The sequence below is a fragment of the Streptosporangium sp. NPDC048047 genome (assembly GCF_040653115.1).
Lineage (GTDB): Bacteria > Actinomycetota > Actinomycetes > Streptosporangiales > Streptosporangiaceae > Streptosporangium.
This window is the reverse complement of the sequence record NZ_JBEZNH010000040.1, coordinates 20,307-46,425: the sequence shown is the minus strand read 5'-3', so window position 1 is coordinate 46,425 and position 26,119 is coordinate 20,307. Positions and strand designations below refer to the sequence as shown.

Genomic DNA, 26,119 nt, shown 5'->3' with positions numbered 1-26,119 from the left:
TCGCGGAGGCCGGGAGGAAGGCCGCATGACCGATCCTGAAGTACTCAGAAGGCTGTTCCTGTTCGACAGGCTCGACGACGAGAAGATCGGCTGGCTGGTCTCCCACGGCGAGGAACGCGGCTACGACGCGGGTGAGACGGTCCTGCGGCAGGGCGATCCCGCCGAGTCGTTCTTCGTGCTCATCGACGGCGAGGTCATGATGACCACCGAGACCCCCGCCGGGCCGGTCTCCATGGCCCCCACCTCCCAGCCCGGCGTCTACGCCGGGGCGATCTCGGCCTACCTCGGCGACCGCGCCCCGGACTCCTACGCCCACTCTCTGCGCGCGACCAAGCCGTCGCGGCTCTTCGTGCTCCCGGCGAAGAAGTACGGGCACATGATCGGCGAGTGGTTCCCTATGGCGGTGCACCTGCTCGACGGGGTGCGCCTCGGCGGGCTCGCCCAGCGGGACTTCATCGACCGCAGGCAGCGGCTGACCGCGCTCGGCACGATCACCGCCGGACTCACCCACGAGCTCAACAACCCGGCCGCGGCGGCCGTGCGCGCCGTGGGCGAGCTGCGGGAGATGGTCCGCTCGTCGCGGCGGGAGCTGGCCGCGCTGGCCGAGTCGGGCATCCCCGCCGACCGGCTGCGCGCCCTGATCGACCTCCAGGAGGGCTGCACGGACGGCGCCGCGGAGGTTCCCGCGCGGTCCCCGCTGGAGATCTCCGACGCCGAGGACGCGCTGGGCGAGGCGCTGGAGGACGCCGGTGTGCCGGACGGCTGGGAGCTGGCCCCCGCCCTGGTGAGCGCGGGCTTCGGTCCCGGCGGGCTGGACACGGTGCGCGAGGCGGTCGGCGAGGAGCACCTGTCCGGCGCGGTGCGCTGGCTCTCGGAGGCCGTCGAGATCAGCCAGATGCTGGACGAGGTGACCGACGCGACCGGGCGGATCTCCTCACTGCTGGCCTCCGCCAAGCAGTACTCGCAGATGGACCGGGCGCCGTACCAGACGGTGGACGTGCGGGAGCTGCTGGGCAGCACGCTCGCCATGTTCAAGGGCAAGATCCCGCCCGGGGTGAGCGTGGCGACCGACTACGACCCCGAACTGCCGCCGATCCCCGGTTACGCCGGGGAGCTCAACCAGGTGTGGACCAACCTGATCCACAACGCGCTGGACGCGATGGACGGCAGCGGCACGCTGACCGTCCGCACCCGCGTGGAGTACGACACCACCGCCCTGGTGGAGATCTGCGACACCGGCCCCGGCGTCCCGGAGCACCTGCAGGAGCGGATCTTCGAGCCGTTCTTCACCACCAAGGCCGTCGGCGAGGGCACCGGGCTGGGGCTCGACATCTCCTACCGCATCGTGGCCGGCCGGCACGGCGGCGACCTGCGGGTGGAGTCGAGGCCCGGCGACACCCGCTTCCAGGTACGGCTCCCGCTCGTCGAACCGCCCGCCTGACCGCCCGCCCGGCCGTCCGGCGGAAGCCGGGCGGCCGGGAGCGGAGGCGGAGCGGGGACGGGGTCCTGAGACGCGGGACGGGACCCGGGGGCGGGGCGGAAGCGGGACGGAAGCGGGACGGCCCGGCGGCTCAGGGGCCGTGGACGCCCTTGACCGTCTCCATCAGGCGGGCGAGGACCCGGCCGCCGGAGACGCGCAGACCGTCGTGCTCCCACTCGTTGGTCACCCAGGCCCGCACCCCGCCCACCGCGCGGGCCGTCTCCATCGACAGCCCCTCGTCGACGTACATGTCGTCGTAGTACACGGCGGCGGCGACCGGGACCCGGTTGGCCGCCAGCCGTACCGGGTCGTAGAGGGCGGGCCAGCCGGAGCGGGCCGCGATGATCTCGGCGGCGCCCCTGAAGGGGCGCAGCGCGGCGATCTCGTCGAACATCCAGGGGTAGATCATCTCCCCGGTGGGCAGCAGCGGGCGCGCGTCCTCGGCGAAGTCCTCCGGCAGCAGGCGGTGCGCCGCCCAGGCGGTGGCGCCGCCCTGGGCGTAGATCGACTCGTGCAGGACCGCGTAGAGCGGGTTGCCGACGAACCCGGTGGCCGTCATGACCTCGTACAGGAACGGGTCGGAGAGCCGGCCCCCGGCCCACGCCTCCTCCAGCATCCAGTGCAGGCGGTCGGCGCCGTCGCCCGTCCCCAGGCACATGCCGAGGCTCTGCAGGCGGCGCACGGTCAGCCGGTCGCCGTCGGGCAGCAGGACCTCCCGGTCGCGCAGATGGTCGGCGATCGCGTCCAGGCGGGCGGAGTCGCCGGGGTGGCGGGCGAAGTACCGCTCGGCCTTGGCGCGGACCCTGGGGTAGGTCCGCGCGTAGACGTCGTCGGCGCTCGCCGTGAGCCCGGCCAGGCCACCGGTGACGTAGCAGGCGGAAATGCCCTCGGGCGCCCGCGACAGGTAGGTCAGTGTGACGAACCCGCCGTAGCTCTGGCCGAGGGTCTCCCACGCCCGCCCGCCGCACAGCTCGCGGCGGATCAGCTCGGCGTCGGCGACGATCGCGTCGGCGCGGAAGTGCGCGAGGCGGGCGGCCAGCCCGGCGTCGGAGCCGGAGACGGTCGCGGCGGTGACCGGGGTGCTACGGCCGGTTCCCCGCTGGTCGAGCAGGAGCACCCGGTGGGTCTTCAGCGCCTGCCCCAGCCAGCCGTCCGCGCCGGTCGGCCGCGGCGACCTGCCGCCCGGCCCGCCCTGCAGGAAGAGCAGCCACGGCAGGTCCTCGTCCCGCCTGGCCGGGTCCACCGCCTCCCGGGCGAAGACCTCGATGGTCTCGCCTCCGGGGTCGGCGTGGTCGAGGGGGACGGTGAGGACGTGGTCGGTGAGGGCCACGCCGGGCAGCAGGACGGTCACCCGCCGAACGGTACCGGAAAGCGGCGAACCGGCGGACTCCTCGCCGCGCGCCTGCTCGGCGTTCCCCCGGCCGACGTCTACGATTCCTGGTCGTGACGATCGACAGCGGCGGGGACGACCCCGCCTACCGGCGGCTCGCTGACGTCCTCCGGACGCAGATCACCCGCGGCGAGATGGAGATGGACCGCCCGATCCCCTCCGCGGAGGCCCTCGGGGAACGGTACGGCCTCACCCCCGAGGACGTACGGCGGGCGGTCCAGGTGCTCCGGGACGAGGGGCTCCTCTACACGCTGGAGGGCACGGGGGACTTCGTGTCCTCGCGCGCCGAGGAGACCGGCGGCGGCTGACCCGCGGCCGCCGGGCGCCCCCGCCGCCGGGCGCTCCGGGCCGCCGGCCGGCTCCGGGCCACCGGGTTCCGCGGGCCGCCGGGTTCCGCGGGTGCGACGCCGGACGAGCCCGTCCGCGCGGAGCCGGCTGGAAGCCCTCCGGAGCCGCCGTGAGCATCCGGAGCGGACGTGGCGTCAGGGCCGCGGGCTCAGCCCGCCGGCGGCTCGTCTCCCCCGGCGCCGAACGCCCTGGCCAGCAGGTAGCAGCCCAGCGCCAGGACGGCCCACGCCGCGGTGGCGGCGGTCAGGACCGCCCACAGCGGCCACCTGGCGGCCAGCCCGGCGGCGATGACCGCGGCGAAGCCGAACAGCCCCACCGCGCCGAAGGTCGCGCCCCGGGCCTCGTTGCGGGCCTGGCGCACGCTCTCCTTCTTGGCGACCAGCGTCAGCGACGCCATCAGGATCGCCGGGAACGCCAGGAAGAGGCCGCCGAACCGCGGACCGGCCACCGTGGCGATCACGGCGGCGAGGGCGGAGACCCCGGCGCCGAACGCGAACCGGACCAGCCACTCGCGCGGCCTGGTCTCCGCGAGCTTGCGGGGGGCGAACCGCACCTCGTCGCGCCGCTCGTCGCCCTGCGGGCGGTCGCCGGAACCATCGTGGCCGCCGCGGTCGCCGCGGTCGCCGCGGTCGCCGCGGTCGCCGCGGTCGTCGCGGTCGTCGCGGTCGCCGTGGGGACCGGTGCGGCCGCCGCCGGAGTCGCGCCTGCCGGGCAGGCCGCGGCGCCGGTCCTCGTGGTCGTCGTGGAGGTCGCTCGTCACGGCCACACCACCAGGTAGCCCGCCACGGCCACGACCAGCCAGACGCCGAGCGCGGCCGCCGACCCCTTCCAGGCGCCCCACCGCTTCAGCAGCGGCACCCCCACCAGGCAGTAGACGACGAACGCGACCGCCCCGACCGCCATGCCCAGAGCGGCCTGGCGGACGTCGAGCACCCCGCTGAGTCCGGCCGTCACCAGCATGCCGCCCAGGGCCACGGAAGGAGCCGCGGAGAACACGCCCGCCAGCCTCTTCGGGGCGATCGTCTCCGCCAGCGCGGCGAACAGCAGCACGAACAACCCGCCCGCCGCGGCCTTGAGCAACACCTTGACGACTTCGAGCCCCATGGCACTCCTTCTCCCGGGCATCCCTCACCCAGGGCACCACGCTGCCCGGGGTCCCGCCGGTCATACCCTCCGCCACGCCGTACGGCCGCCGGAATCCGGTCGTGGAATCCGGCCCCGGAGTCCGGTCGCGGGAGCGGGTCCCCTCCGGGCCGGCGCCGCCCGCCGCGCGGCGGGTCAGGGCCCGTCGTCCTCGCCCCAGGCCCGCCGGATGGCGGTCGGCAGGCCGTGGGGGTGCCCCCGGGGGGCGGTGATCCCCGGATCCCGGCGCAGTTCCTTCACCAGGGCCACGCAGAGCAGGAGCATGACGGCCACGAACGGCAGCGCGACCAGGATCGTGGCGCGCTGCAGCCCTTCCAGGCCGCCCGCCAGCAGGAGCACCAAGGCGATCATGCCGGTCAGCACCCCCCACATCACGACCAGCGGCCGGGGCGGGTGGAGCGATCCCCTGCTGGACAGCGAGCCGAGGACGAGCGCGGCCGCGTCCGCGCCGCTGACGAAGTAGAGCGCGACGAGGATCACGGTGATCGCGGTGGTGACCAGGGCCAGGGGCAGGTGGTCGAGCAGCGTGAACATCGCCGACTCCGGTCCCTTGGCGAGGGTCGCGGAGAAGTCCACCGTGCCCTCGCGCTGGAACCACACGGCGGCGCCGCCGCTGATGACGAACCAGAGCACGCTGACGCCGGACGGGACGAGCAGGACGCCGATGACGAACTCGCGGATGGTCCGCCCCCGGGAGATCCGGGCGATGAAGGCCCCGACGAACGGCGCCCACGACATCCACCACGCCCAGTAGAAGATGGTCCAGGTCCCGAGCCACTGCTTGTCGATGAACGCCCCCGTCCGCGAGGACATGGGGATGAGGTCCTGCAGGTAGCCGCCGACCGACGCGGGGAGCAGGTCGAGGGTGGCGATCGTGGGGCCGAAGACGAAGATGAGCACGGCCAGGAGGGCGGCCAGGTAGATGTTGGCGGTGCTCAGCCACTGCACGCCCCGGTGCACGCCGGTCGCCGCCGAGACGACGAAGGCGATGGTCAGCACGATGATGACGATCACCTCCAGCCGCCGGCCGCTGAGCCCGAACAGCGCGTTGAGGCCGTACTCCACCTGGAGGGCGCCCAGCCCCAGGCTGGTGGCGGTGCCGAAGACCGTGGCGAGGACGGCCAGCAGGTCCAGCGCCCGTCCCGCCTGCGGCCGGGGCCGGCCGCCGAACAGCGGGGTGAAGGCGTCGCTGAACCGGTTGCCGCGCCCCATGCGGAAGGTCGAGTACGCCAGGGCCAGTCCGGTGATCGCGTAGATGGCCCAGGGGTGCAGGGTCCAGTGGAACAGCGAGTACTCCATCGCGACGCGCGCGGCCTCCGGCGAGCCCGCGGTGACGCCCAGTCCCGGAGGCGGCCGGAGCAGGTGCGTGACGGGCTCGGCGACGCCGTAGAACATGAGGCCGATGCCCATGCCGGCGCTGAACATCATCGCGACCCACGCGAGGTTGGAGAACTCCGGGGTGTCGTCGTCCTTGCCGAGCCGGATCGTGCCGTACCGGCTCGCCGCCAGTACGACCGCCAGGACCAGGAAGAGGTCGGCGGCGACCACGAACAGCCAGCCGAAGCCGTCGAGCACCCAGCCGAGCGCGTCCGTGCCCGCCGTGTTCAGCGATTCCGGGGAGATCACCCCCCACGCCACCATCGCGAGCAGCAGCGCCACGGCGACCGCTGCCAGCGGGACATCGAGTTTCCGCATGGAACCGGGCCCCCGTCATCGATGCATCCCCCGTATCCGGCTTACTGCCCGGTGCGAAGTTCGCGAACCGTGACAACCGTCCCGGGGGGTGAGACCGTCGAACAACCGACGGCGCTCGGAGGGGGACTGGATGGTTCCGGGATACCGCGAGGTGCGAGAGCTCGGCGGCGGGGGCGGCGGCCGCGTGGTGCTGGCCACCTACGAGGCCACCGGCGCCTATGTGGCCATCAAGTATCTCGGCGCCTCCCTGCGGGACTCCCCCGGGTTCCTGGCCGGGTTCCGGCGGGACGCCCGCGTCCTGGCCGACCTGCGCGATCCCAACGTGGTCTCGTTCCACGAGTACTACGAGGACGTGATCCAGGCCGCGATCGTGATGGAGCTGGTGGACGGGGTCCCGCTCCGGAGGATCCTGGCCCGGCACGGCGCCCTCGGCCCCGAGGCCGCGCTGGTGGTGCTGCGGGACTCGCTGGCGGGCCTCGCGGCCGCGCACTCCGCGGGAGTCGTGCACCGCGGCCACCGGCCGGAGAACGTGCTCGTCCAGGCGGACGGCGCCGGCAAGCTGACGGACTTCGGCGTGGCCGCCCGCACCGGCGAACCGGGGCCGCCGGGCGGCCTGCCCTACGCGGCGCCCGAGCGGTGGGACGGGCTCCCGGCCGGTCCGGCGGGCGACCTGTACGCGGCCGCGTGCGTGTTCTTCGAGTGCCTCACGGGGCGCCCGCCGTACGGCACGGCGCCCGCGGGGCCAGGCCCGGAGACCGCGGGACCGGCGGAGCTCGCGGAGCTCGCGGAGCTTGGGCGGCGGCACCGGATCGAGCCGGTCCCGGTGGAGGCGGTTCCGGCCCCGGTCCTTCGGCTCCACGGGCTCCGCGAGCTGGTGGCCCGCGGACTGGCCAAGGACCCGGGGGACCGGCCGGCCACGGCCCGGGATTTCGCCGCGGTCCTGGAGTCGGTCGCACCCGCGGCCTGCGGACCGGACTGGGAGCGGCGGGGGCGGCAACGCCTGGCCGAGCTCGCCATCGGGCTGGCGCTGGCGTTCCCGCTGGCCAGGACCGCTTCCAGGGCCACTCCCAGGGCCGGCGTCCCGAAGCCCGGGAACACGGCCGGCCGGGCGGGCACGGCGCGCCGGCCCCGGCTCGGCCCGCGGATCGCGGCGGCCGCGGGGATGATCGGCGTCGCGGTCGTCACCGGACTGGTGGTCGCGGGCCGGACCCCCGACCGGCTCGCCTCGGGCACGGTCTTCACTCCCGCCCCGGGACGGCACGCGGGCGGCACGGCCGCCTCCGGCGACCACGGGACGGCCCGGTCGGCCGGCCGCGGACGGTCCCGGGACCCCGTCGCCCCCGGCCCCTCCCCCGGGCCGCCGAGGAGCGCCGCCCCCGGCCGGACCGCGCCGCCCGCGCCCACCGGGCCGGGCGGCTCCCCGGACCGGTCCGCTCCTCCGGCTCCCACCGGCGGGCTCGGGCGTCCGGGCCCCACCGCGCGGCCGGGCAGTCCGGGACCCACCGCGACGGCCACCGGTCCGGGCCGGCCGGGTCCCACCGCGACGGCCACCGTCCCCGGCCGGCCGAGCCCGACGGGATCGGCGCCCTCCCCGGGCACGCCGCCCCCGGCCGGGCCTTCGCCCACCCCCTCTCCCGGCGCCCCGGCCGCGGAGGCGGAGATCATCTCGTTCGACGGCTCCGAGGTCGGCTTCCGGGTGCGGGCCGCGGGCACCTCGGCGGTGACCGTGCGGCTGGGGTTCGCCCAGAAGGTCGTCGGCGGCGAGGGCGGGCTGACCGGCGGCGTCCGCACCCTGACGCTGTCCGGTCTGACGGAGTACGCCCGCCGGGTCCCCGGGGAGTTCGCCGCCCTTCCCCCCTGCGGGGAGTACGTCCACCGGCTGGTGACGATCGCCGTCGTCCCCGGCGGCGAGATGCGCTCCCGGGACGTGCGGCTGGGCCTGCCCGCCTGCGGGCGGGGCACGGCCTCCGGGCCTTCCGGGCGCTCCGGCCTCTCCGGCTCCTCCGGGCTCTCCGGGCCCTCCGCTCCGGAGGCGGACCCGGATCGCACCGGGACGGGCTCCGGCGTCTCCGGGACGGGCGGCCTCCCGGAAATCGGAGACCTCACGGGGACGGACGACGTCTCGGAGGCGGCGGGGGCGGACGGCTGAGTGGAGGTCCGGCCCGGCGGGCGGACGGCTGAGCGGGTTCCGGCCCCCCAAAAACCGGGTGAAGAGCGGCCGGTACCCAGGTTTCGCAAAAAATCACCTGGAACCTCGTCTTGTGGCTGGAAACCGGCATCGCTAGCTTGTCGATCGACAACCGACCCCCGCGGAGGCTTCCTTGACCAAGCTTGGCAACGTCCTGATCCCTGTGGCCGACATGGGAGAGGCGATCGCCTTCTACTCCGGGACGCTCGGCCTGGCGGTGCGCTTCCGCGACGGCGACCGGTTCGCGGCCCTGGACGGGGGCGGCGCCACGGTCGCGCTGGTGGCGGCGGAGGAGCGGGTGGCCGGGGAGGTCACCGCGCCGTCCTACCGGGTGGACGACGTCGCGCGGGCCGTGCGGGAGCTGGCGGACGCGGGCGCGACCGTGGTGCGCGAGCCGGAGGCGGGACCGCACGAGACGAGGGCGGTGCTCCGCGACCCCTCGGGGAACACCCTCGTCCTCTACGCACCCATCTGAGCGGTCTTACCCAGTTTTAAGATCTATGCACGCTTTACCGTGACGTAACCTATTCTTGAAGCATGTAACCCCTCCCGTCACGGAAGTCACTGGCCAATGGTGCCGCCACACGCGCCCCGGTCCCTCTCCGACCGCCCGCGTGAACGCACCATCGTTCGACCCCGTCCCCGATGCCCAGGTCGCGAAGGCGGCGCGACCACACACGCGTGGCCATCGGGGTTCTCGCGAAACTCTCTATGACCCCTGAGATGCACAAGTTCATCGAGCTGCTGGAAAGCCAGCTCGGTTACTCCGAGAAGTCGGACGGTTACACGAAGTTCGGCGGCTGGTACGACGGCACCGTGGTGTCGAAGGACGACTACTCCTCCGCCCCCTGGTGCGACATGTACCTGTCATGGGCGGCGCACAAGCTCGGCTACGAGAGCTGGGTGGGGCAGTTCGCCTACACCGTCTACCACGCGCGGTGGTTCAAGGAGCAGGACGCCTGGGGCACCACCCCGGAGCCCGGCGCCATCGTCTTCTTCGACTGGGGCGGCTCGAACAAGATCGACCGCATCGACCACGTGGGCATCGTGACCAAGGTCGAGGGCCGGAAGATCCACACGATCGAGGGCAACATCGACGGCGGGGTCGCCAAGCGCAAGGTGCGCGACACCGACAAGGTCGTCGGCTACGGCTACCCCGAGAAGATCAAGGCCCGGCTGGAGAAGGAGGCGGCCCAGAAGAAGACCGTCATCACCTCCTCCGACGTCCGGTCCGACAACTCGGTGGAGGTCTCGCCCGACCCCGGCGCGCTGGCGCTGTTCGCCGTGCCCGACCCCGTGCCGGTCGAGAAGACCGGCACGAAGACAACCGCCAAGCCCGCTCCCAAGCACGCCAAGGGCCCCGGCAAGCACGCCGCCCCCTCCCCGTCCCCCGCCCAGGCTGAGACCCCGGCGACCACGACCACGACCGTCAACGGCGCCGGCACCGGTACGGCGGGCGCCACCGGGACCACCGGCACGACGGACGCGACGGCGGGGATCACCGGCACGACGGCCGGGCAGGCCGCCGCGCCGTCCGGGGCCTCGGCCGGAAAGCACGCCAAGCCGGCCACCGCGGACACCAAGGCGATCTCCGCGGACCCGGTCGCCTCCGGCCGCGACCTGTCCCTGCCCGTCCCCCAGCTCGGCAGTCCGACCGTTCTCGCGCCGGTCCTGCTCACCGCGATGGCGATGATCGCCCATGCCAGGATGAAGCAGTCGCGGACCCGCCTCGCCTTCGCCGGCGCGGTCCCCGCGGCCCCGTCGCGGAAGGCGCCCGCCCGCCGGGCCCCCGGCCGCCGCCGCGCACCGGGACGCCGCCGGATGACCAAGAACGCGCCCGCCACGACCGTGTCCCCCGTCTCCACGGCCCCGGTCGTCGAGTCGCGGACCGCCGGGACGGTCCTCCCCGAGATCACGCCAACCCCGGTCCTCATCCCCGCGGCCACCACGGCGCGGGACGGACTGGTGTCCCTCCCCGGGGCCGCGACCGCACGGACGGCCGTCTCCACCACCGCGGCGGTCCCGCCGGCCGGGCAGGCCGTCGCCACGGCCTCGTCCCTGCACGTCCACCGGGCCGACGAGGCCCTGCCGGCGGCACTCGCCCGCACCGGCTCCCACGGTGCGGAGGCCGAGTCGTTCCCCGACGCGGCCAGCCTCACGCACGCCGAGGAGACCGATCTGACGGCCCTCCTCGCCCGCGTGAGCGAGACGGCGGAGAGCTGGCTCTCCGCCGTCTCCGGGGACCGCCCCGAGGCCGCCTCCGAGAGCTGGTTCTCCCCCGTATCGGGCAGCCGGTCCACGACCGCCTCCGAGGGCTGGTTCGCGTCCGTTCCGGAGAGCCGGTCGGGCGCGGCCGGGGACGCCGCGGGGACCGGAGACGCCGGGAGTCCGGAGCGGGCTCCGGACCGGGAGATCTCCCCGGTCCGCCGCCACGACGGCCCGAGGGCGCCCTACCAGGGCAGACGCCGCCTGCGCGAGCATCCCGCCGAGGCCATCGCCTTCACGCAGGACGCCCGGCAGCAGGGCCGGCGGCACCACCGCGAGCACCCGCTGGAGACGTCCGGCTTCGCCCAGGACGTCCCGCTGCGCGGCCGGCGGCACCGGCGTTCCGAGTCCGTGGCCGGCACGACCGTCCGGCTCGGGCCCGCCCCGGCGGCCCGCACCCGGTCCGTCGACCTCCCGAGCCGGTCCGTCGACTTCCCGAGCCGGTCCGCGGACGTCCTGAGCCGGTCCGCGGCCGTCCTCGCCCAGGAGGACATCGTGGTCGGCGGTGACGTCCTGGTGCGCGGCGGTTACCGGGGACGCCGCCGGGCGAAGGTCCCGGAGCGGGTGTGACCGCCGCTCCCGGCCCCGCGAGGGATCCGGGAGCGGCGCGCCCGGGGGTCTCCGGATGCCCCATGACGTCCGGGGGCCCGGGGGTCTCCGGACGCTCCATGACGTCCGGAGGCCCGCCGGGAGCGGCGCCTCAGCGCCCGTCGTCCGGGTGCCGGCCGGGACTGCGGCGCAGCCGTTCCAGCTCCGCCTCCAGATCGGCGATCCTGGTGTCGGCCCCGGGGCCGGCCTGCGGGGCCTGACCGTACGGCGGCTGCGGGGCGACGGCGGGCCCGTCCCCCGGCCCCATCGGGAGGGGGTGCGGCGAGCGCCGCGAGTGGACGGGCCGCCGCGGCGCGCCGTACGGATCGTGCCCGCCGTACGGGTCCGCGCCGTACGGGTCGTACCGCCCGGACCGGTCGTCCTGGGGCACGGGCCCGTGCCCCGCCGTCCGGGGGACCTGCCGCGCGTCGTACGGGATCTCGGGGAAGGGCGGCGGCGCCTTCGGGCGGCGCCTGCGCCCGAGCACGACGGCCAGGGCGCCGAGCGCGGCCACGAGCGCCAGGCCTCCGCCGCCCCACATCAGCCACGGCGGGATCGGGCCCGGGCTCCTGTCCCGGCCCGCGGTGATGGCCTGCTGGGAGTCGGAGATGTACCGGGCGACGTAGGGGTGGTTCGGGTGCAGCGCCTGGACCTCCCGGAACTTCGGCAGCGCCTCGGAGTAGTGGTCGGCGAAGAACAGCTCCAGCGCCTCGTTGTAGGTCCTCGTCGTCACCGACTCGGCGGGCCGGATGTTCTTCTCGTTCAGCTTCTCCTTGACGACGCCGACCGGCAGCACGAAGCTCTCCCCCTCGGTGGAGCCTCCGTCCTGCTGGATCAGCCCGCCGACCAGGATGCCGATGACCTTGCCGTCCCTGCTGAACACCGGCCCGCCGGAGTTCCCCGGGTAGGAGGGCGCCTGCGTCTGGATGTACGGCACGCCCTCGGGGGTCTGCCTGGAGGCGTTGTAGGGGCCCTCGGTGAACGCGGGTTCGAGCTTGGACTCGATGTTGAAGATCGAGGTCTGCGTCACCGTGCCGGGGAAACCGCTGATGTAGAGCGTGTCGCCGACCCGCACGTCGGAGTCGGCGCCCAGCGGAACGGTCGGCAGGTTGTTCATGCCGTTGGCCTTGAGGATCGCGACGTCCTTGCCCGGATAGACCGTTCCCCTGGCGACCAGCTCGATGGGGACCGCCTTGGCGGTCTTGTCCACGCCGCCGCCGGGCAGGCTCTGCAGCAGGGACAGCGAGCTCTCGACGTTACGGATCTTGATGTTGTCGGCGTTCCAGATCTGGAAGATCTTGGCGGCGGTCCGGACGATCTCGTCGTCGGAGGCGAACTCGCCGAGGTCGGCCACCAGGTCGGCGGCGTCCTTCTTGTTGATCTTCTCGAGTGCCTGGGACGCGAAGGTCCGCGCCAGCTGCGCGTCCTCCTGGCCGACGCAGTGGGCGGCGGTGACCATGTAGCCGTCCGGCGTGACCCACCAGCCCGTGCACAGCCCGCCCGCGGTGGCCTTCACGACCCGCTCCGGCTTCCCCGGCGAGAAGTAACGGCCCGGGTTCCCGGCCATCTGCTGGACGATCCACCGGTAGATGCTGTTGTCGTCGGAGGAGATCTTGCCCGACCGGACGGCCTCGACCCCCTGTACGGTCAGGTTCCTGATCGCCGCCGGCTTGGCCACCGGGGTCGGCACCGCGACGTCGGCGGTGTAGGACACCGAGGTGAGCTGCACGGCCGGATGCGTCCGGGCCGCCAGCCGCGTTCCCACGGGAATCTCCGGATCCTTCGGGGCCGCCAGGGCGGCTCCGGGTGACGCCATGACGCCGGCCAGGACCAGCCCCGCCAGCCCGGCCGCGACGGTTGTTCGTGCCTGCATTAGCTCGCTCTCCCCAAACTCGCTTTCCGGAGCGGAGCATTCCGGGCACGACTTGGGGAGGACTTGGAACCGGCTGGCAGCCCCGCCCGCTCATCGGCGGAGCGCGGGCCGGGCACGCGGCGGGCACCGTACGGCGCGGCCGGCGCGCGCTCCCCGTCCGGCGACGGGGCACGGGCCGGGGACGCGGGCACACGGCCCGCGTCCCCGGCCTCTCGCGGGGCGCGTCAGCACGTCCAGGGGCTCCAGGAGTTCCAGGGGCTCCACGCGCTCCAGGCGCTCCAGGCGCCGACGAGCGTCCACGACGGCGGGCAGGGGGTGTAGGACGGCGAGCAGGAGGTGTAGCAGGTCCACCCGGACACGATCGGCGTGACCGGCGTCAGGATCTCGATCGGCCACACCGGCACCGTCCCGATCGTCACCCCGGGGATCATCCGCACGGGCGGGACCACCGGAGGCACTGGAGTCACCGGAGGCGTCGGAGCCACCGGGACCGGCGGTCTCGGCCTCGCCGGGCCGGTGGGACCCGCCGGGCCCGCAGGGCCTGAGGGGCCGGTGGGGCCTGAGGGACCCGCCGGACCTGCGGGGCCGGTGGCCTCCGGGAGGCTCGCCGGGCCGGGAGGGCCCGCGGACCCCGCCGGACCGGGAGGACCCGCGGACCCCGGCGGGCCCGCGGGACCGGGCGGGCCGCCGGGCCCCAGGGCGTTCCCCGCGCCGGGGGGCCTGGTCGCCGCCGGGGCTCCCGGCGGACCCTGGAACCCTCTCGGACCGGTGATCCCCTCCGCCTGCGCGAGAGCGAGCAGCGCGGCGAGGTCGCCGTCGAAGCGCGACTCGCCCGGTGGTCCGGGCGGTCCGGCGGGACCGGGCCGTCCGTCCAGGCCGTTCCTGCCGTTCAGCCCGGCGGGGCCTCTCTTGCCGCGGAATCCGCGGGGCCCCCTGCATCCCCGTCCGCCGCAACGGCCGCAACCGCAGCGATGGCAGCAGCGCCGGCAGCCGCAGTGCCGGCGGCAGCCGCAGGTCGCGCTCGTGGTGAGAGTGGTGTGCCGGGGAAGGAGAAGCGCTGAGGCCCGGTCGCCCTGACCGGCCGTGACCTGCCCCGCCTGGTTCGCGTACGCCGGAGCCTCGTTCGACGCGACGGCGAGGAGGCCGGCGACGGCCACCGCGGCCAGGGCTCCCGCCTGCCTGCCGGGGGCGGAGCGCGGCGCTCGCCCGCACCGTGGAAGAAGCACGTGAATCTCCCTGTGTCCTTGATGGCGAAAATCTTGCTTGATTACGCACCGAATGTGCTGATCAGCCAAAAAGGTACTTCGGGGTGCAATAAACCATCCGGGCGACACAGTTCGCCGGAAGCAAATAGATGCCAGGAAATCATAACCCTCGCACCTTCTCGCGGGGGTTAATCCCTGTTGTCGGATCCAATCCGAGAAAAACCTGGCGCACCCGGTGCGCCTATCCAGAAAAGGCGATATTTCCGGCGGCCGGCATCTCGACGCGCCGGCCGGGGTGCCGCGCATGCCGGGGTCCAGGGCCGACAGGACGAACATGCGCGGCACGTCTTCCGAACCCGAGGGGCACGGAGGGCGACGGCTCCCGGCCGTGGGCCGCGGACGGCGACGGCTTCCGGTCACGGGGCCGCGGACCGGGGACTCCGGCCGGGGACCGGACTCTCCCCGGCCGGAGGACTCGGAAAGGCCCCGGCGCTTAGAACGCGAAGACCAGGCCGGTAGCCCTGCGCAGCTCACAGGAGTTGGGGTAGGTCCGCTGGAACCGGATGTACCGGCCGTTCCAGGAGCCGTACGCCCGCGCCGTGACCGGCTGGTAGATGCGCGAGCAGAAGATCGGCGACACGACGCTGACGAACGCCGGGTTGCCCTGCGCCGGGGTCAGCTCCCTGCACGCCGCGTACGGGTTCGGGTGCGTGCCGCGCACGGGAGAGCAGCTCAGCCAGACGGTCCGCGGCTGGGTGAACGGCCCGTAGGCCCTGGCGACCGACAGCGTGAGCTGCCTGACGCCGGGGAAGGGCGGCCTCACGGACGGAGGCGGCAGGGGCATGGGAGGTGGTACGGGCCGGCCGGGCCCGGGCGGTACGGGCATGGGAAGCGGTACGGGCCGACCGGCTCCGGGCGGCATGGGCCGGGGACCGGGTGGAGGCGGCGGGATGTCCGCCGGGTCCGTCATGCCCTGCCAGGCCGGGTCCGCCTGGAGCTGCGCGGAGCCCGGGTCGTACCCGGGGTCGTACCCGGGATCGCTGGGCCCGGCGGCCGCCTGGGCGGCGGTGACGGTGCCGCCGAGCAGGATCAGGCCGGTGACGGTCGTGCACAAGAGACGTCGCATGGAATCCCCAAAGAAAACGCGTTGCCTGAAAGGCCGGAAAGGGGCTTTCTAGCCTTTTCGGGGGGATGATGTGCGTCCTGAACAGTGAAAATGCTATATCCGCTAAGGCCGGGATGTCGCACGGCGACTCGCCGCCGGACGTCATCTGTGACCCGTTTTTCCGGCACGGAACCGCTTAATCAACACGTAACCGATTAATCAGCACAAAACTACCCGGCCGACGCGAAACCGCTTCGCCGGAACGGACAGGCGTCCCGGCCGCCGACGCCATTCTCGCCGAGACCGGCGCCGTCGCGTGGGCGCATCGGGAAAACCGCGGGGAACTCGGCGAGGACGGCCCAGACCGGCGCGGGTGACCCCGGGCCGGCGACGCGGGTCACCCCAGGCCGGCGCCGACGAGCCTGCCGCGCGGCTCCTCCGCCGGAGCCTCCTCCTCGTCGTGCCCCTCCACGGAGAGGTCCGGCAGGATCCGGTCCAGCCAGCGGGGGCACCACCAGTTCAGCCTGCCCAGCAGGGCCATGGTCGACGGCACCAGGAGCCCGCGGATGACGGTGGCGTCCACCGCGACGGCGACGGCGAGGCCGACACCGAAGATCTTGACCATGGGGTCGGGGTAGGCGATGAAGGCCACGAAGACGGCCACCATGATCAGGGCCGCGGAGGTGATGACCCGGCCGGTCGACCCCAGCCCCTCGGCCACCGCCCGGCGGTTGTCCCCGTGCCGCAGGTACGCCTGCCGTACGGCGGTGAGCAGGAAGACCTCGTAGTCCATCGACAGGCCGAACAGCACCGCGAACAGCATCAGCGGGATGTAGCTGTCGATCGGCACCGTGAAGAAGATCGCGGTCAGGAAGGAGCCGTCCACGCCGACCGGCGGGTCCATGCCGACCAGGGCGCTGCCCAGGCCGAAGGAGAAGACCAGCGACAGCGCGCCGAACGCCGCGCCGAGCGAGACCAGGTTCATCACCGCGGCCTTGATCGCCACCACGGGCGACCGGAACGCCAGGAGCAGCAGCAGCGCGCTCAGCGCCACCACGACGGCCATGACGATCGGGGTGCGCTCGGCCATCCGCGCGTTCGCGTCGGCCATGCCCGCCACCTTGCCGCCCACGTGCACCTCGGCCCCGTCGAGGCGGATCGCGCGCACGCCCTCGACCACGTCCAGCGCCCGCGGGTCGCCGGGGCCGTACTCGGGGATCGCCTGGACCAGCGCGGCGGTGCCGGTGTCGTTGAGGACGGGGTCGGCGGTGTGCGCCACGCCGTCGACCGCGGAGACCTTCCTCTTGAGCTCCTTGAGCACGGCCGGCTCGGGCCCCGAGGCCGGAGCCTTCTCGTCGAGCGAGGCCACCACGATCAGCGGCCCGTTGAACCCCGGCCCGAACCCGGCCTCCAGCAGCTCGTAGGCGCGGCGGGCGTCGGTGCCCTTCTCGGCGTAGCCGTCGTCGAGCGTGCCGAGCTTCATCCCGAGGGCGGGGGCGGTCAGCGCGCCGAGGATCACGACGCTGAGCGCGAGCACCCGCCAGGGGCGTCGGGCGACCCAAGTGCCGAGCGCCGACCAGCCCGAGGCGCCGTGGCTTCCCTTCCGGCCGCCCGCGAACGGCAGGCGCAGCGCGTTCACCCGGTGGCCGAGCAGGCCGAGGAGCGCGGGCACCAGGGTGACCGCGGTGATCACCGCGCAGACGACCGAGACCCCGGTGATCCAGCCGAGTGTCTGCAGCATCGGGAACCCGGCGAGCATGAGCGCGCTGAGCGCGATGATCACCGTGCCGCCCGCGAAGACCACCGCGCCGCCGGAGCTCGCCACGACCCGGCGCACCGCCTCGTGCACCGGCACCCCGGCGGCCAGCAGTCCGCGGTGCCGGCTCAGCAGGAAGAGCGCGTAGTCGATGCCGACGCCGAGCCCGATCATCGTCGCCATGATGGAGGCCTGCTTCGGCACGTCCACGACGTGCCCGAGCAGGCTGATCAGGCCCAGGCCGGTCGCGATGCTGATCAGCGCCGTGAAGATCGGGATCATCGCGGCCACCACGGTGCCGAACGCGAAGACCAGCACCAGCAGCGCGCAGAGCACGCCGATGATCTCGCTGGCCCCCGTCTTGATCTCCTTGTCGGCGGGGGTGGAGGCGACGGCGGGCACCGCCTCGATCCCCGCCGCCCGCGCGGGGGCCGCCGCGTCCGAGACCTGGCGGCTGATCTCGGCCACCTTGTCGGTGTCGTGGCCCTGGAGTTTGGCGGTGATGATGCCGATCTGGAGGCTGGAGGCCATCCCGCCGACCCGGTAGGGGGTCTGCACCTCGGTCACGTGGGGCAGCGCGCGGATCCCGTCCATCGCCCGCTGGACCGCGTCCTTGCGGCTCTTGGCGGTGAGGGGCCCGTCGGGCGAGTAGAGCACGATCTGGACCGTGCCGCCCGTGTCGTAGCCGGGGCCGAAGCCCTCGCGCATCAGGTCGTGCGCCCGCTGGGCGTCGGTGCCGGGGATGGCGACGTTGTTGTTCACCGGGCCGGGGAACAACAGCGAGCCCGCGGTGAGCAGCACCGCCACGGCGACCCACAGCGCCAGCACGGCTCCGCCGTGCCGCGCGCACCAACTTCCCAGCCGCCCCAGCAAGCCCGACATCGGTGACCGTCCCCTTGAGAACTCTCGAAACCGGCGCGGCCCTCGTACGGCACGCGAAATCCCCAGGAGAGCGTATTGCGAAATATCGCGAAATAAGGGATCTCAACGGTGAATGAGACGATGAACACACTCGTACGCCGGACCCCGTGCGCATCAGCCGCCCACCGGGACCGCCCCGTGCCGCCGCCCAGGCCCCAGCGGCCCCATCGGCCCCAGGAACCCACAGGTCAACGCCGTGACGACGCCTCGCCCCGGATCCGGCTCAGCCTTCGCCCGCCGGGTCCTCCGAGGGACCGGGCTGTTCCGTGGCGGGCGGGTCCGGCGGCGCGGAGGGGTCCGGCCCGGTGGAGGGCTCCCCGGGCCCCGGCCCGGACTGCCCGGCGACGCCGACGGTGATCACGACCGTGGCGCCCGGCGCGGCGCACCCGCCCGGCTCCGGGCTCTGGGCCAGCACCTTCCCGTCCCGCTCCGGGTCGTCGACGAGCCGGGGCCGGAGCCGTACGGCGAGCCCCGCCCCGCTCAGCGCGTCACGCGCGGCCTCTGCCGTCCGCCCCACCACCGACGGCACCGCCGTGCCGCGCCGGGACACGACGAGCGCGACCCTGTCGCCGGAGGAGGCCCGCGCACCCGCGCCGGGGGTGCTGGCGAGCACCTCTCCCCCCGGCCGCGCCGAGCAGCGCGTGGTCACCGCCCCCCGGGCCAGGCCCGCCCGGGTGAGGGCCGCCCCGGCGGCCTCCGTGTCCAGGCCGGCCAGCCGCGGGACGGCCACCCCCGCCGAGATCTCCAGATCGACCCTGGTCCCCCGGGCGACGGTGGCCCGCGCCCGCGGCCGGCTCCCCACGACCTGGCCGATCCGCCGGTCGGAGTCGGTCCGGGTGAGCGCGCCCAGGATCAGCCCGGCCTTCTCAATGAGCCGGGACGCCTCGGCGTGGTCGAGCCCGGCGAGCGCGGGAACGCTCACCCCCGGAACGGCCGGCGGCGGGGTGGAGGCGCCCTCTCCCGGCGGGACGGCGGTCTTCCCCGTCTGCGACCTCGTGGGCGGGACGCGCGGCGCGGTGGCGCCGGACGTGTTCTCGGCCGGGCGGGCCGTACGGCCGGGGTGCGCCGTGAGCCGGTCCCGCGTGCCGGTCTCGGCGGACGGACCGATCAGCCCGCCGCCCATGGCCTGGCTCCCGCCCCCGCCCACCGCGGGTACCAGTGCCCCCGCCAGCACCGCAGCGCTGACCAGCAGCGCGCCGGACATCGCGACGGAGGCCCTGGTGACCGCCCGCCGGGGATGGGCGGGCGGCTCGGTCACCCTGGCGGGGAAGGCGGCGGGTCCCGGTGGGACGTCGTGGCCCGCCGCCCGCCCGGCGGACGACGGACCCGCCGTGTGCCCCATGGACGACGGGTCCGCCGTGGACCCCTCGAACGACGAGGGGCCCGCCGGGTACCCCGCGGGCGACGAGTCGGCCGCGTGCCCCCTGGATGACGGGTCCGCCGCGTGCCCCGCGGACGACGGGTCCCCCGCGGACCCCTCGAACGGTGAGAGGCCCGCCGGGTACCCCGCGGGCGGCGGCCCGGTACGGCCCGCGCGCGGCGTGACGCCCGCCGACGGCCCGCCGCCGTCCTCCCCGAGGAGTGCGAGCAGCAGCTCCCGGCTCGTGGGGCGGTCGCGGAAGTCCTTGGCCAGACAGCCCGCGACCAGCCTGCCGAGCCAGCCGTCCAGGCGGCCCAGCTCAGGGGGCGCGGTGAGGACGCGGTGCAGCACCGCCGCGACCGAGTCATGGCCGAACGGGGGCCAGGCGTTGGCCGCGAAGCACACGGTGGCGCCCCAGGCGAAGACGTCGGCCGCCGGGCCCACCTCGGCCCCCTCCACCTGCTCGGGCGCCATGTAGGCGGGGGTGCCCGCGCCGCCGGTCACCGGGGCGGCGCCAGTGTCCAGCGCCCTGGCCAGACCGAAGTCGATCACCCTGGGGCCGTCCGGGCCGAGCAGCACGTTCTGCGGCTTGAAGTCGCGGTGCACGATCCCGGCCCGGTGGATGGCGGCCAGCGCGGTGGCGGTGCCGATCGCCAGGCGTTCCAGGGCGCCTCCGGCCCGGGGACCGCCGATCTCGACCTCCCGCTGGAGCGATGGCCCGTCGACGAACTCGCTGACGATGTAGGGGCGGTCGCCCGCCAGCCCGGCGCCGACCACCTGGGCGATGCAGAACCGGGCGACCTGCTTGGCCAGCTCGGCCTCGCGCAGGAAGGCGTGCCGGTCCTCCCCGAGCGACCGGTACAGCAGCTTGACGGCGTAGTGCTCGTCCCCGCCCCCGGGATGCGCGGCGAGGTAGACCGTTCCCTGGCCGCCCTCCCCCAGCCGGCCGATGACCTCGTACTCCCCGAGTCTCCGGGGGTCCGATGACGTGAGCGGCTCCGTACGCGGCACGTGAGCCTCCCTCCCCCGCCGTCGCCCCTTGCATCCACTCAAGAAGAGGTGTCCCCGGCAGTCAACGGTGACCAGGCCACCGGCGACCCGACCGTGACACTCATGTGATGCTCAGGTCAGTGCCTTTCCCCCCGATCCCCCCGAAACCGGCCCCGCCCGTCCCCGGGTGACCCGGTAGCCTGGCGAGGTGCTGGAACAGATCACGGCGACCCGCTACGTGACGCCCCTGCGAGAGGGCGGGTCGCTGCCCGGGGTGGTCGAGGCCGACGACCTCGGCACCTACGTCGTGAAGTTCCGGGGCGCCGGGCAGGGCCGCCGGGTGCTCGTCGCCGAGGTCGTCTGCGCCGAGCTGGCCAGGCGGCTCGGTTTCCGCACCCCCGAGCTGAAGGTGATCGACATCGACCCCCAGCTCGGCGCCCGCGAGCCCGACGAGGAGATCCAGGACCTGCTCAAGGCCAGCGAGGGCGCCAACCTCGCGGTCGACTTCCTGCCGGGAGCGCTGGGCTTCGAGCCCCTCACCTGGCCGCCCGACCCGGAGTTCGCCTCCCGGCTCATCTGGTTCGACGCGCTGATCCACAACGTCGACCGGAGCTGGCGCAACCCCAACCTCCTGCTGTGGCACGGCGACGTCTGGCTGATCGACCACGGCGCGGCCCTGTGGTTCCACCACAACTGGCCCACCGCCGATCCCCGGCGCGGCTTCCGCGCCGACGACCACGTGCTGGCCCCCTTCGCCACCGAGACGGCGCGGGCCGACGCCGAACTCGCCCCGATGATCACCCGGGACCTCCTCGACGCGGTGGTGGACGAGGTCCCCGACGAGTGGCTGGAGGACGAGCCGGGCTTCGACGGCGCGCAGGCCGTACGGCAGGCGTACGTCGACCACCTGCTGGCCCGTGTCCAGGAGCCGCGGACGTGGGTGCCGGAGCCGCCCGCAACGCCGGGGCGGGCCCCGCGGCAGGAGACGAAGACCGGCTCGGTGGGCGCGTTCTGGAAGGACAACCGGTGAGGGACGTCTACGAGTACGCCGTGATCCGGGTCATCCCCCGCGTCGAGCGCGGCGAGCTGATCAACGCCGGGGTGCTGCTCTACTGCCAGCCGCGCGACTACCTGTGCGCGCGGGTGGAGCTGGACGAGGCGCGGCTGCGCGCCCTGGACCCCCGGGCCGACACCGAGGGGGTACGGCAGGCCCTGGGCGTCTACCAGCGGTCCTGCACCGCCGAGGAGGGCCCGCTGGCCGCCGAGCCGCTGGGCGGCAGGTTCCGCTGGCTGACCGCCCCGCGCAGCACGATCGTGCAGACCGGCCCGGTCCACGCCGGCCTCACCGCCGACCCCGACGCGGAGCTGGAGCGCCTGATGACCTGCCTGGTGCGCGGCGTCTGACCCGGCGCGGCGCACCGGTCACGGCCCTCCGCTCAGAACGGCACCTCAGAACAGCACCGACATGAAGGTGCCGACCTCCTCGAACCCGGCCTTGCGGTAGGCGGCCCTGGCGGGGGCGTTGTAGTCGTTGACGTACAGCGAGACCACCGGCGCGAAGCAGCCGAGCGCGTGCTGGATCACGGCGGCCATCCCGGCCGCCGCGTGCCCCCTGCCCCGCAGCTCGGGGTGGACCCACACGCCCTGCACCTGGCAGGCCAGCGGCGTCACCGCGCCGATCTCGGCCTTGAAGACGACCCGGCCGTCCTCGATCCGCGCGTAGGACCGGCCGATGCGGATCAGCTCGGCGACCCTGGAGCGGTATAACGCGCCGCCGTCCCCGGCCTCCGGGGAGACGCCCACCTCCTCGGTGAACATCGCCACGCAGGCCGGCAGGAGGATCTCGAACTCGTCGGGCCGGACCCGCCTGACCAGCGGGTCGGGCGGCACCGGCGACGGCCGGACGGCCGCCATCACCGGCTGCGCCCAGCGGACGGCCCGAGCCGGGCCCCAGTGGGGCTCCAGCCGCTCCCACAGCGGTCCCACGGCCTCCACGGGGCCGACGATCGACGAGCAGCGGCGGCCCTGCCTGCGGGCACGGTCGGCGAAGGCGTGCACGGCCTCGTGGCCGGCGTTGACCGGCACCAGGTTGGCACCGGCGTAACAGAGGGCGGTCAGGCCGCCGCGCGGTCCGAAGCCCCACATCTGCCCGCCGAGCCTGGCCGGGCTGAGCCCGACGGCACGGACCCGGGAGGCCACGAAGACGTTGGCCACAGGGTCGGCGTCGAGCAGCGCCAGAACCTCGTCACGGTCGTTGTCGTCGAGCACGCGCGACGCCATCGTGCGGAGCATCACGGCCTCAGCCTACGCGACCCCCTCGATTTTGGCAGGAACCAACTCAGAGGCCGTCATCCCCCCATGGCGATCGCGCGGGCCACCGGGCGCTCCTCTGCGGGCACGGGCTCGGGGTTTCCGGCGCAGCGGACGTCGGCGGCGATTCCGGGACGACGTGCCGCGCCGTATGCGGATCCCGTCCCGTTCCCGGCCGTTCCGGTCCTGGCGGCTCCGGCACGGCGGGCGTCATCGGACGCGGCCGGCGGCGCGGGCGCGGGCAGGACACCGTCCCTGAGGTAGGCGAACAGGCGGCGGTCCACGCACGCGTTCCCGTCGAGGGCGACGCCGTGGTTGCCGCTCGTCGCGCTCACCAGCCGGGAGGCGGTGAACAGCCGGCGCAGCCGCAGCGCCCCGTCGTACGGCGTGGCGGCGTCCCGCTCGGCCTGGATGAGCAGGATCGGCGGGAGCCTCGGGTCGTCCCGCAGCCCGACCGGCGTGCCGCCCCGCTGCGGCCAGAACGCGCAGGGGGCGTTGTACCAGGCGTTGGACCAGGTGAGGAAGGGCGCCCGGCTGTGCATCCGCGTCATGTCCCGCCGCCAGACGCCCCAGTCGCGCGGCCAGGCGGCGTCGCGGCACTGCACCGCGAGGTAGACCGCGTAGCTGTTCTCGGCCGCGGCGTCGGTCTCGACGTTGCGGCGGTAGGCGGCGAGCAGCGGCCCGGCGTCGCCCTTGCGGACGTAGGCGGAGAACGCCTTGGCGAACTGGGGCCAGACCAGGTCGGAGTAGCCCGCGACGGTGTAGAGGTCGTCGAGTTCGCTCGGGCCGAGCCTCCCGCCCGCCGGGTGGTCGCGCAGCCGGTCGCGCATGGCGTACCAGGCGAAGGAGACGGCCTTCTGGGTCGGGCCGAGCCGGTAGAGGTCGTTGTGGCGGGCCGTCCACCGCAGGAAGTCCTGGTGCCGCCGGTCGAAGGTGACGTTCTGCGCGAGGTTGGACTCGTACCAGATCCCCTTGGGGTCCACCACGCTGTCCAGGACCATCCGCCCGACCCGGTCGGGGAAGAGGGTGGCGTAGACCGCGCCGAGATAGGTGCCGTAGGAGTAGCCGAGATAGTTGATCCGCCGCTCGCCGAGCGCCTCCCGGATCGCGTCCATGTCCCGGGCGGAGTTCTCGGTGGTCATGTACGGCAGCAGCCAGTTCCACCGGCTCCCGCACGCCTCGGCGTACCGGCGGGCACGGTCCGCCAGCACCGACTCCTCCCGGCGGTCGCGCGGCACGTAGTCGGGACGGGGGGCGTCGTAGAGCTTCCCTGGGCTCATGCAGCGCAGCACGGGCCGGCTCCTGCCGACGCCCCGCGGGTCGAAGCCCACCACGTCGAACCGGCCGGACAGGCCGGGAGGGAGCTGGGCGGCGACCCGCCGGGCAAGGTCGCGGCCCGAGGCGCCGGGCCCGCCCGGGTTGACCAGCAGCACCCCCAGGTGGTCGCGGCCGGGTGCGGCCGTCCCGCGGATCCGGGTCAGGGCCAGGCTGATCGTCCGGGACGGGTCGCCGTAGTCGAGCGGCACCCGCACCGAGGCGCACTCCTCGGTGTTCGCCGCCCGGCCGGGGACGGCCGGCGGTTCGAAGATCCCGGTGCCGTGCTGCCCGCCGCAGGGTTTCCAGACCGGCTCGTCCCGCCGCTGCGCCACCGCCCCCTGGGGCGCCCCGAGCGCGGCGACCAGCAGCGATACGCCCCCGATGACCCCGATGACCCTTTTCACATCATCCCCCTACTCCTACGGCAGAGGTGATGGTCTCCCGGGGTGGGACGGAGCCACCGGCGACACGGCCGGTTCTTTACCGGCGCACGCCCGGCCGATTACCTCCGCGAGGGACGCGGGACCGACGGCGGCGCGCCCGGACCGGGAGGTCCGACGGCCGGTCCGGGAGGTCCGCCGCATCACGCCGGACGGCCCCGCGCGAACCATCCGGGATCCGTCTCCGGTGAGCAGCGGACGCGTGGAGCGGCGGGCCCTCGCCGAAGGCGGGTGGATTCCCTTCTCCCGTGACCTCAGGTGACGGTGGAGACGACCACCCGGCGGTTCCTGGCGCGTCCCGCCGGATCGTCCGAGCCGTCGGACCTGGTGTTCGGCTCGACCGGTTTGGTCTCGCCGTATCCCCGCGCCTTCAACCGTGATCGCGCCAGGCCCCCCTCGCCCGCCAGCCACTCGACGACCGCCTGGGCCCGCCGTTCGGACAGCGACTGGTTGTAGGAGTCGTCGCCCTTGGCGTCGGTGTGCCCGTCGACGGCGATCGGCGCGCCCGCTTTCGCCTTCTCCCCGATCTCCCGGGCGATGCGCCTGAGCTCGGAGGCGGCCGCGGGCTTGATGACCGCCTCGTCGAAGTCGAACAGCACGTCGGCCCTGAGAGTGAAGGCGATCGAGTCGTCTCCCTTCAGGATCTCGCTCTTGCCGACCTCGTACGACTTCAGCTCGGCGGCCGGGATCTCCACCGCGGGCACCTCGACCGCGGGCACCTCCACCGCCGGCACCTCGACGGCCGGGACGCACTCGTTCCGGTCGTTGCAGGCGTTCGGCCGGATGATGAACGGGCGGATGACGAACGGCCGGATCACGAACGGGCGGATGATGAACGGCCGGATCACGAATGACACGATCCCGCCCTCCTTCGGTTCGACCTGGCACACCTCGGGTGTCGACACGCCCTCGGCGTGCCGCGCCTCGGCCCGCTTTCCGTCGGCCCGAACCGGATCGAGCTTGATCCCGCCCGCGTCGACGCCGGGTATCTCGACCGGCGGGATCTCCACGGCGGGAATCGACACCGGCGGGATCGACGCCGCGCCGAGGCAGCCTCCGGGAGCCGGGGCGATCTCGGTGCACTGGGCGGGAACGCGCTGTGCGGGGATGTCGACGCCGGGGATGGTGACGGCGGGAACGGTGGTGCCGCCGATCTTCGCCTCCGGGATAACCACCGGGTCGGCGTGCACGGCCGGGATGTCCACCGCCGGGATGAGCTTCCCGTTCGGGCAGTTCGCCGGCTCGGACCCGGTCGGCACCGGCGTCGGCGTCGGCGAGGCCGGGCCGCCGGACACCTCGGTGGTCGCGGTGGTCGCGGTGGCGCTTTGCGAGCTCGCGTGGGCCGGCGTCTGGCGCTCCTCCCCGCCCCCGCCGATCGTCGTGGCACCGCACGCGGCCGTCACCACGACGAGCAGCGGTGTCAGAAACCTGATTCTCGTCGTGATGGATCTTCCGGAGATTCTCCACATGACCCTCGACGATAGGAGATCCACCTTCAGGATCCGTATAGCGCGTTCATCGAGGCCGAGCGGCGGGGAGCCTTCCCGGGGCACGGCCCGAACGCGCCCGCGAGGTGTGCGGGCCGGCGCGGCCGGCCACGCGCGAACCCGGTGGTCGTTTCCGGTCACGGCACCGGACGGATCGTCCCCGCCCGCTGCGGCCGTCCGGGCGGGGATCCGTGGAACCGCGGCCGTCCGGGCGGAGATCCGTGGAACGGAGTCCGGGTGTGGATCCTCACCGTGGCG

The 26,119-nt window shown here is 74.2% G+C and carries 19 protein-coding genes; 7 read left to right on the top strand and 12 right to left on the bottom strand.

Translation table 11 applies throughout. The features are described 5' to 3' along the window. The first annotated feature begins 25 nt into the window (after positions 1 to 25). Positions 26 to 1,441, top strand: a complete 1,416-nt coding sequence (locus AB0D67_RS27855) for an ATP-binding protein (protein WP_362942089.1) — start codon at positions 26 to 28, stop codon at positions 1,439 to 1,441. Between the two features lie 130 nt (positions 1,442 to 1,571). On the opposite strand, the gene AB0D67_RS27850 is transcribed toward AB0D67_RS27855, so the two are convergent. Beyond that, on the bottom strand, positions 1,572 to 2,831 hold the full coding sequence (locus AB0D67_RS27850; protein WP_362942086.1) for an alpha/beta fold hydrolase: 1,260 nt from the start codon (positions 2,829 to 2,831) through the stop codon (positions 1,572 to 1,574). 92 nt (positions 2,832 to 2,923) lie between these two features. Here AB0D67_RS27850 and AB0D67_RS27845 point away from each other — a divergent pair, with 92 nt between their 5' ends. Further along, a complete protein-coding gene (locus AB0D67_RS27845) occupies positions 2,924 to 3,178 on the top strand; it encodes a GntR family transcriptional regulator (protein ID WP_362942083.1) in 255 nt (84 codons plus the stop codon). 188 nt (positions 3,179 to 3,366) lie between these two features. On the opposite strand, the gene AB0D67_RS27840 is transcribed toward AB0D67_RS27845, so the two are convergent. The 3 genes from AB0D67_RS27840 to AB0D67_RS27830 all read right to left on the bottom strand — a co-directional run bounded on the left by AB0D67_RS27840 (position 3,367) and on the right by AB0D67_RS27830 (position 6,056). Further along, positions 3,367 to 3,978 carry a DUF3147 family protein gene (locus tag AB0D67_RS27840; RefSeq protein ID WP_362942081.1) on the bottom strand — a complete coding sequence of 204 codons (612 nt, stop codon included), beginning with the start codon at positions 3,976 to 3,978 and terminating at the stop codon, positions 3,367 to 3,369. Then, complete coding sequence (locus tag AB0D67_RS27835; protein WP_362942078.1) at positions 3,975 to 4,322, bottom strand: DUF3147 family protein; 348 nt, start codon at positions 4,320 to 4,322, stop codon at positions 3,975 to 3,977. Before AB0D67_RS27835 ends, AB0D67_RS27840 begins: the two co-directional genes overlap by 4 nt. A 174-nt stretch (positions 4,323 to 4,496) precedes the next feature. Next, complete coding sequence (locus AB0D67_RS27830) at positions 4,497 to 6,056, bottom strand: BCCT family transporter (RefSeq protein WP_362942075.1); 1,560 nt, start codon at positions 6,054 to 6,056, stop codon at positions 4,497 to 4,499. Positions 6,057 to 6,186: 130 nt separating this feature from the next. On the opposite strand from AB0D67_RS27830, the gene AB0D67_RS27825 reads away from it, so the two are divergent. From AB0D67_RS27825 to AB0D67_RS27815, 3 genes are all read left to right on the top strand, one after another. Next, entirely contained in the window at positions 6,187 to 8,205 is a 2,019-nt protein-coding gene (locus AB0D67_RS27825) for a protein kinase (RefSeq protein ID WP_362942072.1), read from the top strand. A 172-nt stretch (positions 8,206 to 8,377) separates the two neighbouring features. Beyond that, positions 8,378 to 8,719 (top strand): VOC family protein, encoded by a 342-nt coding sequence (locus AB0D67_RS27820; protein WP_362942069.1) that lies wholly within the window; start codon positions 8,378 to 8,380, stop codon positions 8,717 to 8,719. 248 nt (positions 8,720 to 8,967) lie between these two features. Next, on the top strand, positions 8,968 to 11,079 hold the full coding sequence (locus tag AB0D67_RS27815) for a CHAP domain-containing protein (RefSeq protein ID WP_362942066.1): 2,112 nt from the start codon (positions 8,968 to 8,970) through the stop codon (positions 11,077 to 11,079). A gap of 130 nt (positions 11,080 to 11,209) precedes the next feature. Here the strand turns inward: AB0D67_RS27815 and AB0D67_RS27810 are convergent, their stop codons facing one another. From AB0D67_RS27810 to AB0D67_RS27790, 5 genes are all read right to left on the bottom strand, one after another. Next, complete coding sequence (locus tag AB0D67_RS27810; protein WP_362942063.1) at positions 11,210 to 12,970, bottom strand: trypsin-like peptidase domain-containing protein; 1,761 nt, start codon at positions 12,968 to 12,970, stop codon at positions 11,210 to 11,212. Positions 12,971 to 13,194: 224 nt separating this feature from the next. Continuing rightward, positions 13,195 to 13,389, bottom strand: coding sequence for a hypothetical protein (locus AB0D67_RS27805; RefSeq protein WP_362942060.1), 195 nt, complete (start codon positions 13,387 to 13,389; stop codon positions 13,195 to 13,197). Positions 13,390 to 14,668: 1,279 nt separating this feature from the next. Continuing rightward, on the bottom strand, positions 14,669 to 15,301 hold the full coding sequence (locus AB0D67_RS27800; protein WP_362942057.1) for an SSI family serine proteinase inhibitor: 633 nt from the start codon (positions 15,299 to 15,301) through the stop codon (positions 14,669 to 14,671). A 376-nt stretch (positions 15,302 to 15,677) separates the two neighbouring features. Then, positions 15,678 to 17,918 (bottom strand): MMPL family transporter, encoded by a 2,241-nt coding sequence (locus AB0D67_RS27795; RefSeq protein WP_362942054.1) that lies wholly within the window; start codon positions 17,916 to 17,918, stop codon positions 15,678 to 15,680. Between the two features lie 262 nt (positions 17,919 to 18,180). Then, a complete protein-coding gene (locus tag AB0D67_RS27790) occupies positions 18,181 to 20,328 on the bottom strand; it encodes a PASTA domain-containing protein (protein WP_362942051.1) in 2,148 nt (715 codons plus the stop codon). Positions 20,329 to 20,515: 187 nt separating this feature from the next. Between AB0D67_RS27790 and AB0D67_RS27785 the strand changes: the two genes are divergently transcribed. Beyond that, positions 20,516 to 21,337 carry a HipA family kinase gene (locus tag AB0D67_RS27785; RefSeq protein WP_362942048.1) on the top strand — a complete coding sequence of 274 codons (822 nt, stop codon included), beginning with the start codon at positions 20,516 to 20,518 and terminating at the stop codon, positions 21,335 to 21,337. Then, on the top strand, positions 21,334 to 21,711 hold the full coding sequence (locus AB0D67_RS27780) for a DUF3037 domain-containing protein (RefSeq protein ID WP_362942045.1): 378 nt from the start codon (positions 21,334 to 21,336) through the stop codon (positions 21,709 to 21,711). The genes AB0D67_RS27785 and AB0D67_RS27780 overlap by 4 nt, the downstream gene beginning before the upstream one ends. 45 nt (positions 21,712 to 21,756) lie before the next feature. On the opposite strand, the gene AB0D67_RS27775 is transcribed toward AB0D67_RS27780, so the two are convergent. From AB0D67_RS27775 to AB0D67_RS27765, 3 genes are all read right to left on the bottom strand, one after another. Further along, entirely contained in the window at positions 21,757 to 22,599 is an 843-nt protein-coding gene (locus AB0D67_RS27775; protein WP_362942173.1) for a GNAT family N-acetyltransferase, read from the bottom strand. 56 nt (positions 22,600 to 22,655) lie between these two features. Continuing rightward, entirely contained in the window at positions 22,656 to 24,338 is a 1,683-nt protein-coding gene (locus tag AB0D67_RS27770; RefSeq protein WP_362942042.1) for an alpha/beta hydrolase, read from the bottom strand. Positions 24,339 to 24,628: 290 nt separating this feature from the next. Continuing rightward, a complete protein-coding gene (locus AB0D67_RS27765; protein WP_362942039.1) occupies positions 24,629 to 25,843 on the bottom strand; it encodes an OmpA family protein in 1,215 nt (404 codons plus the stop codon). Between the last annotated feature and the right edge of the window lie 276 nt (positions 25,844 to 26,119).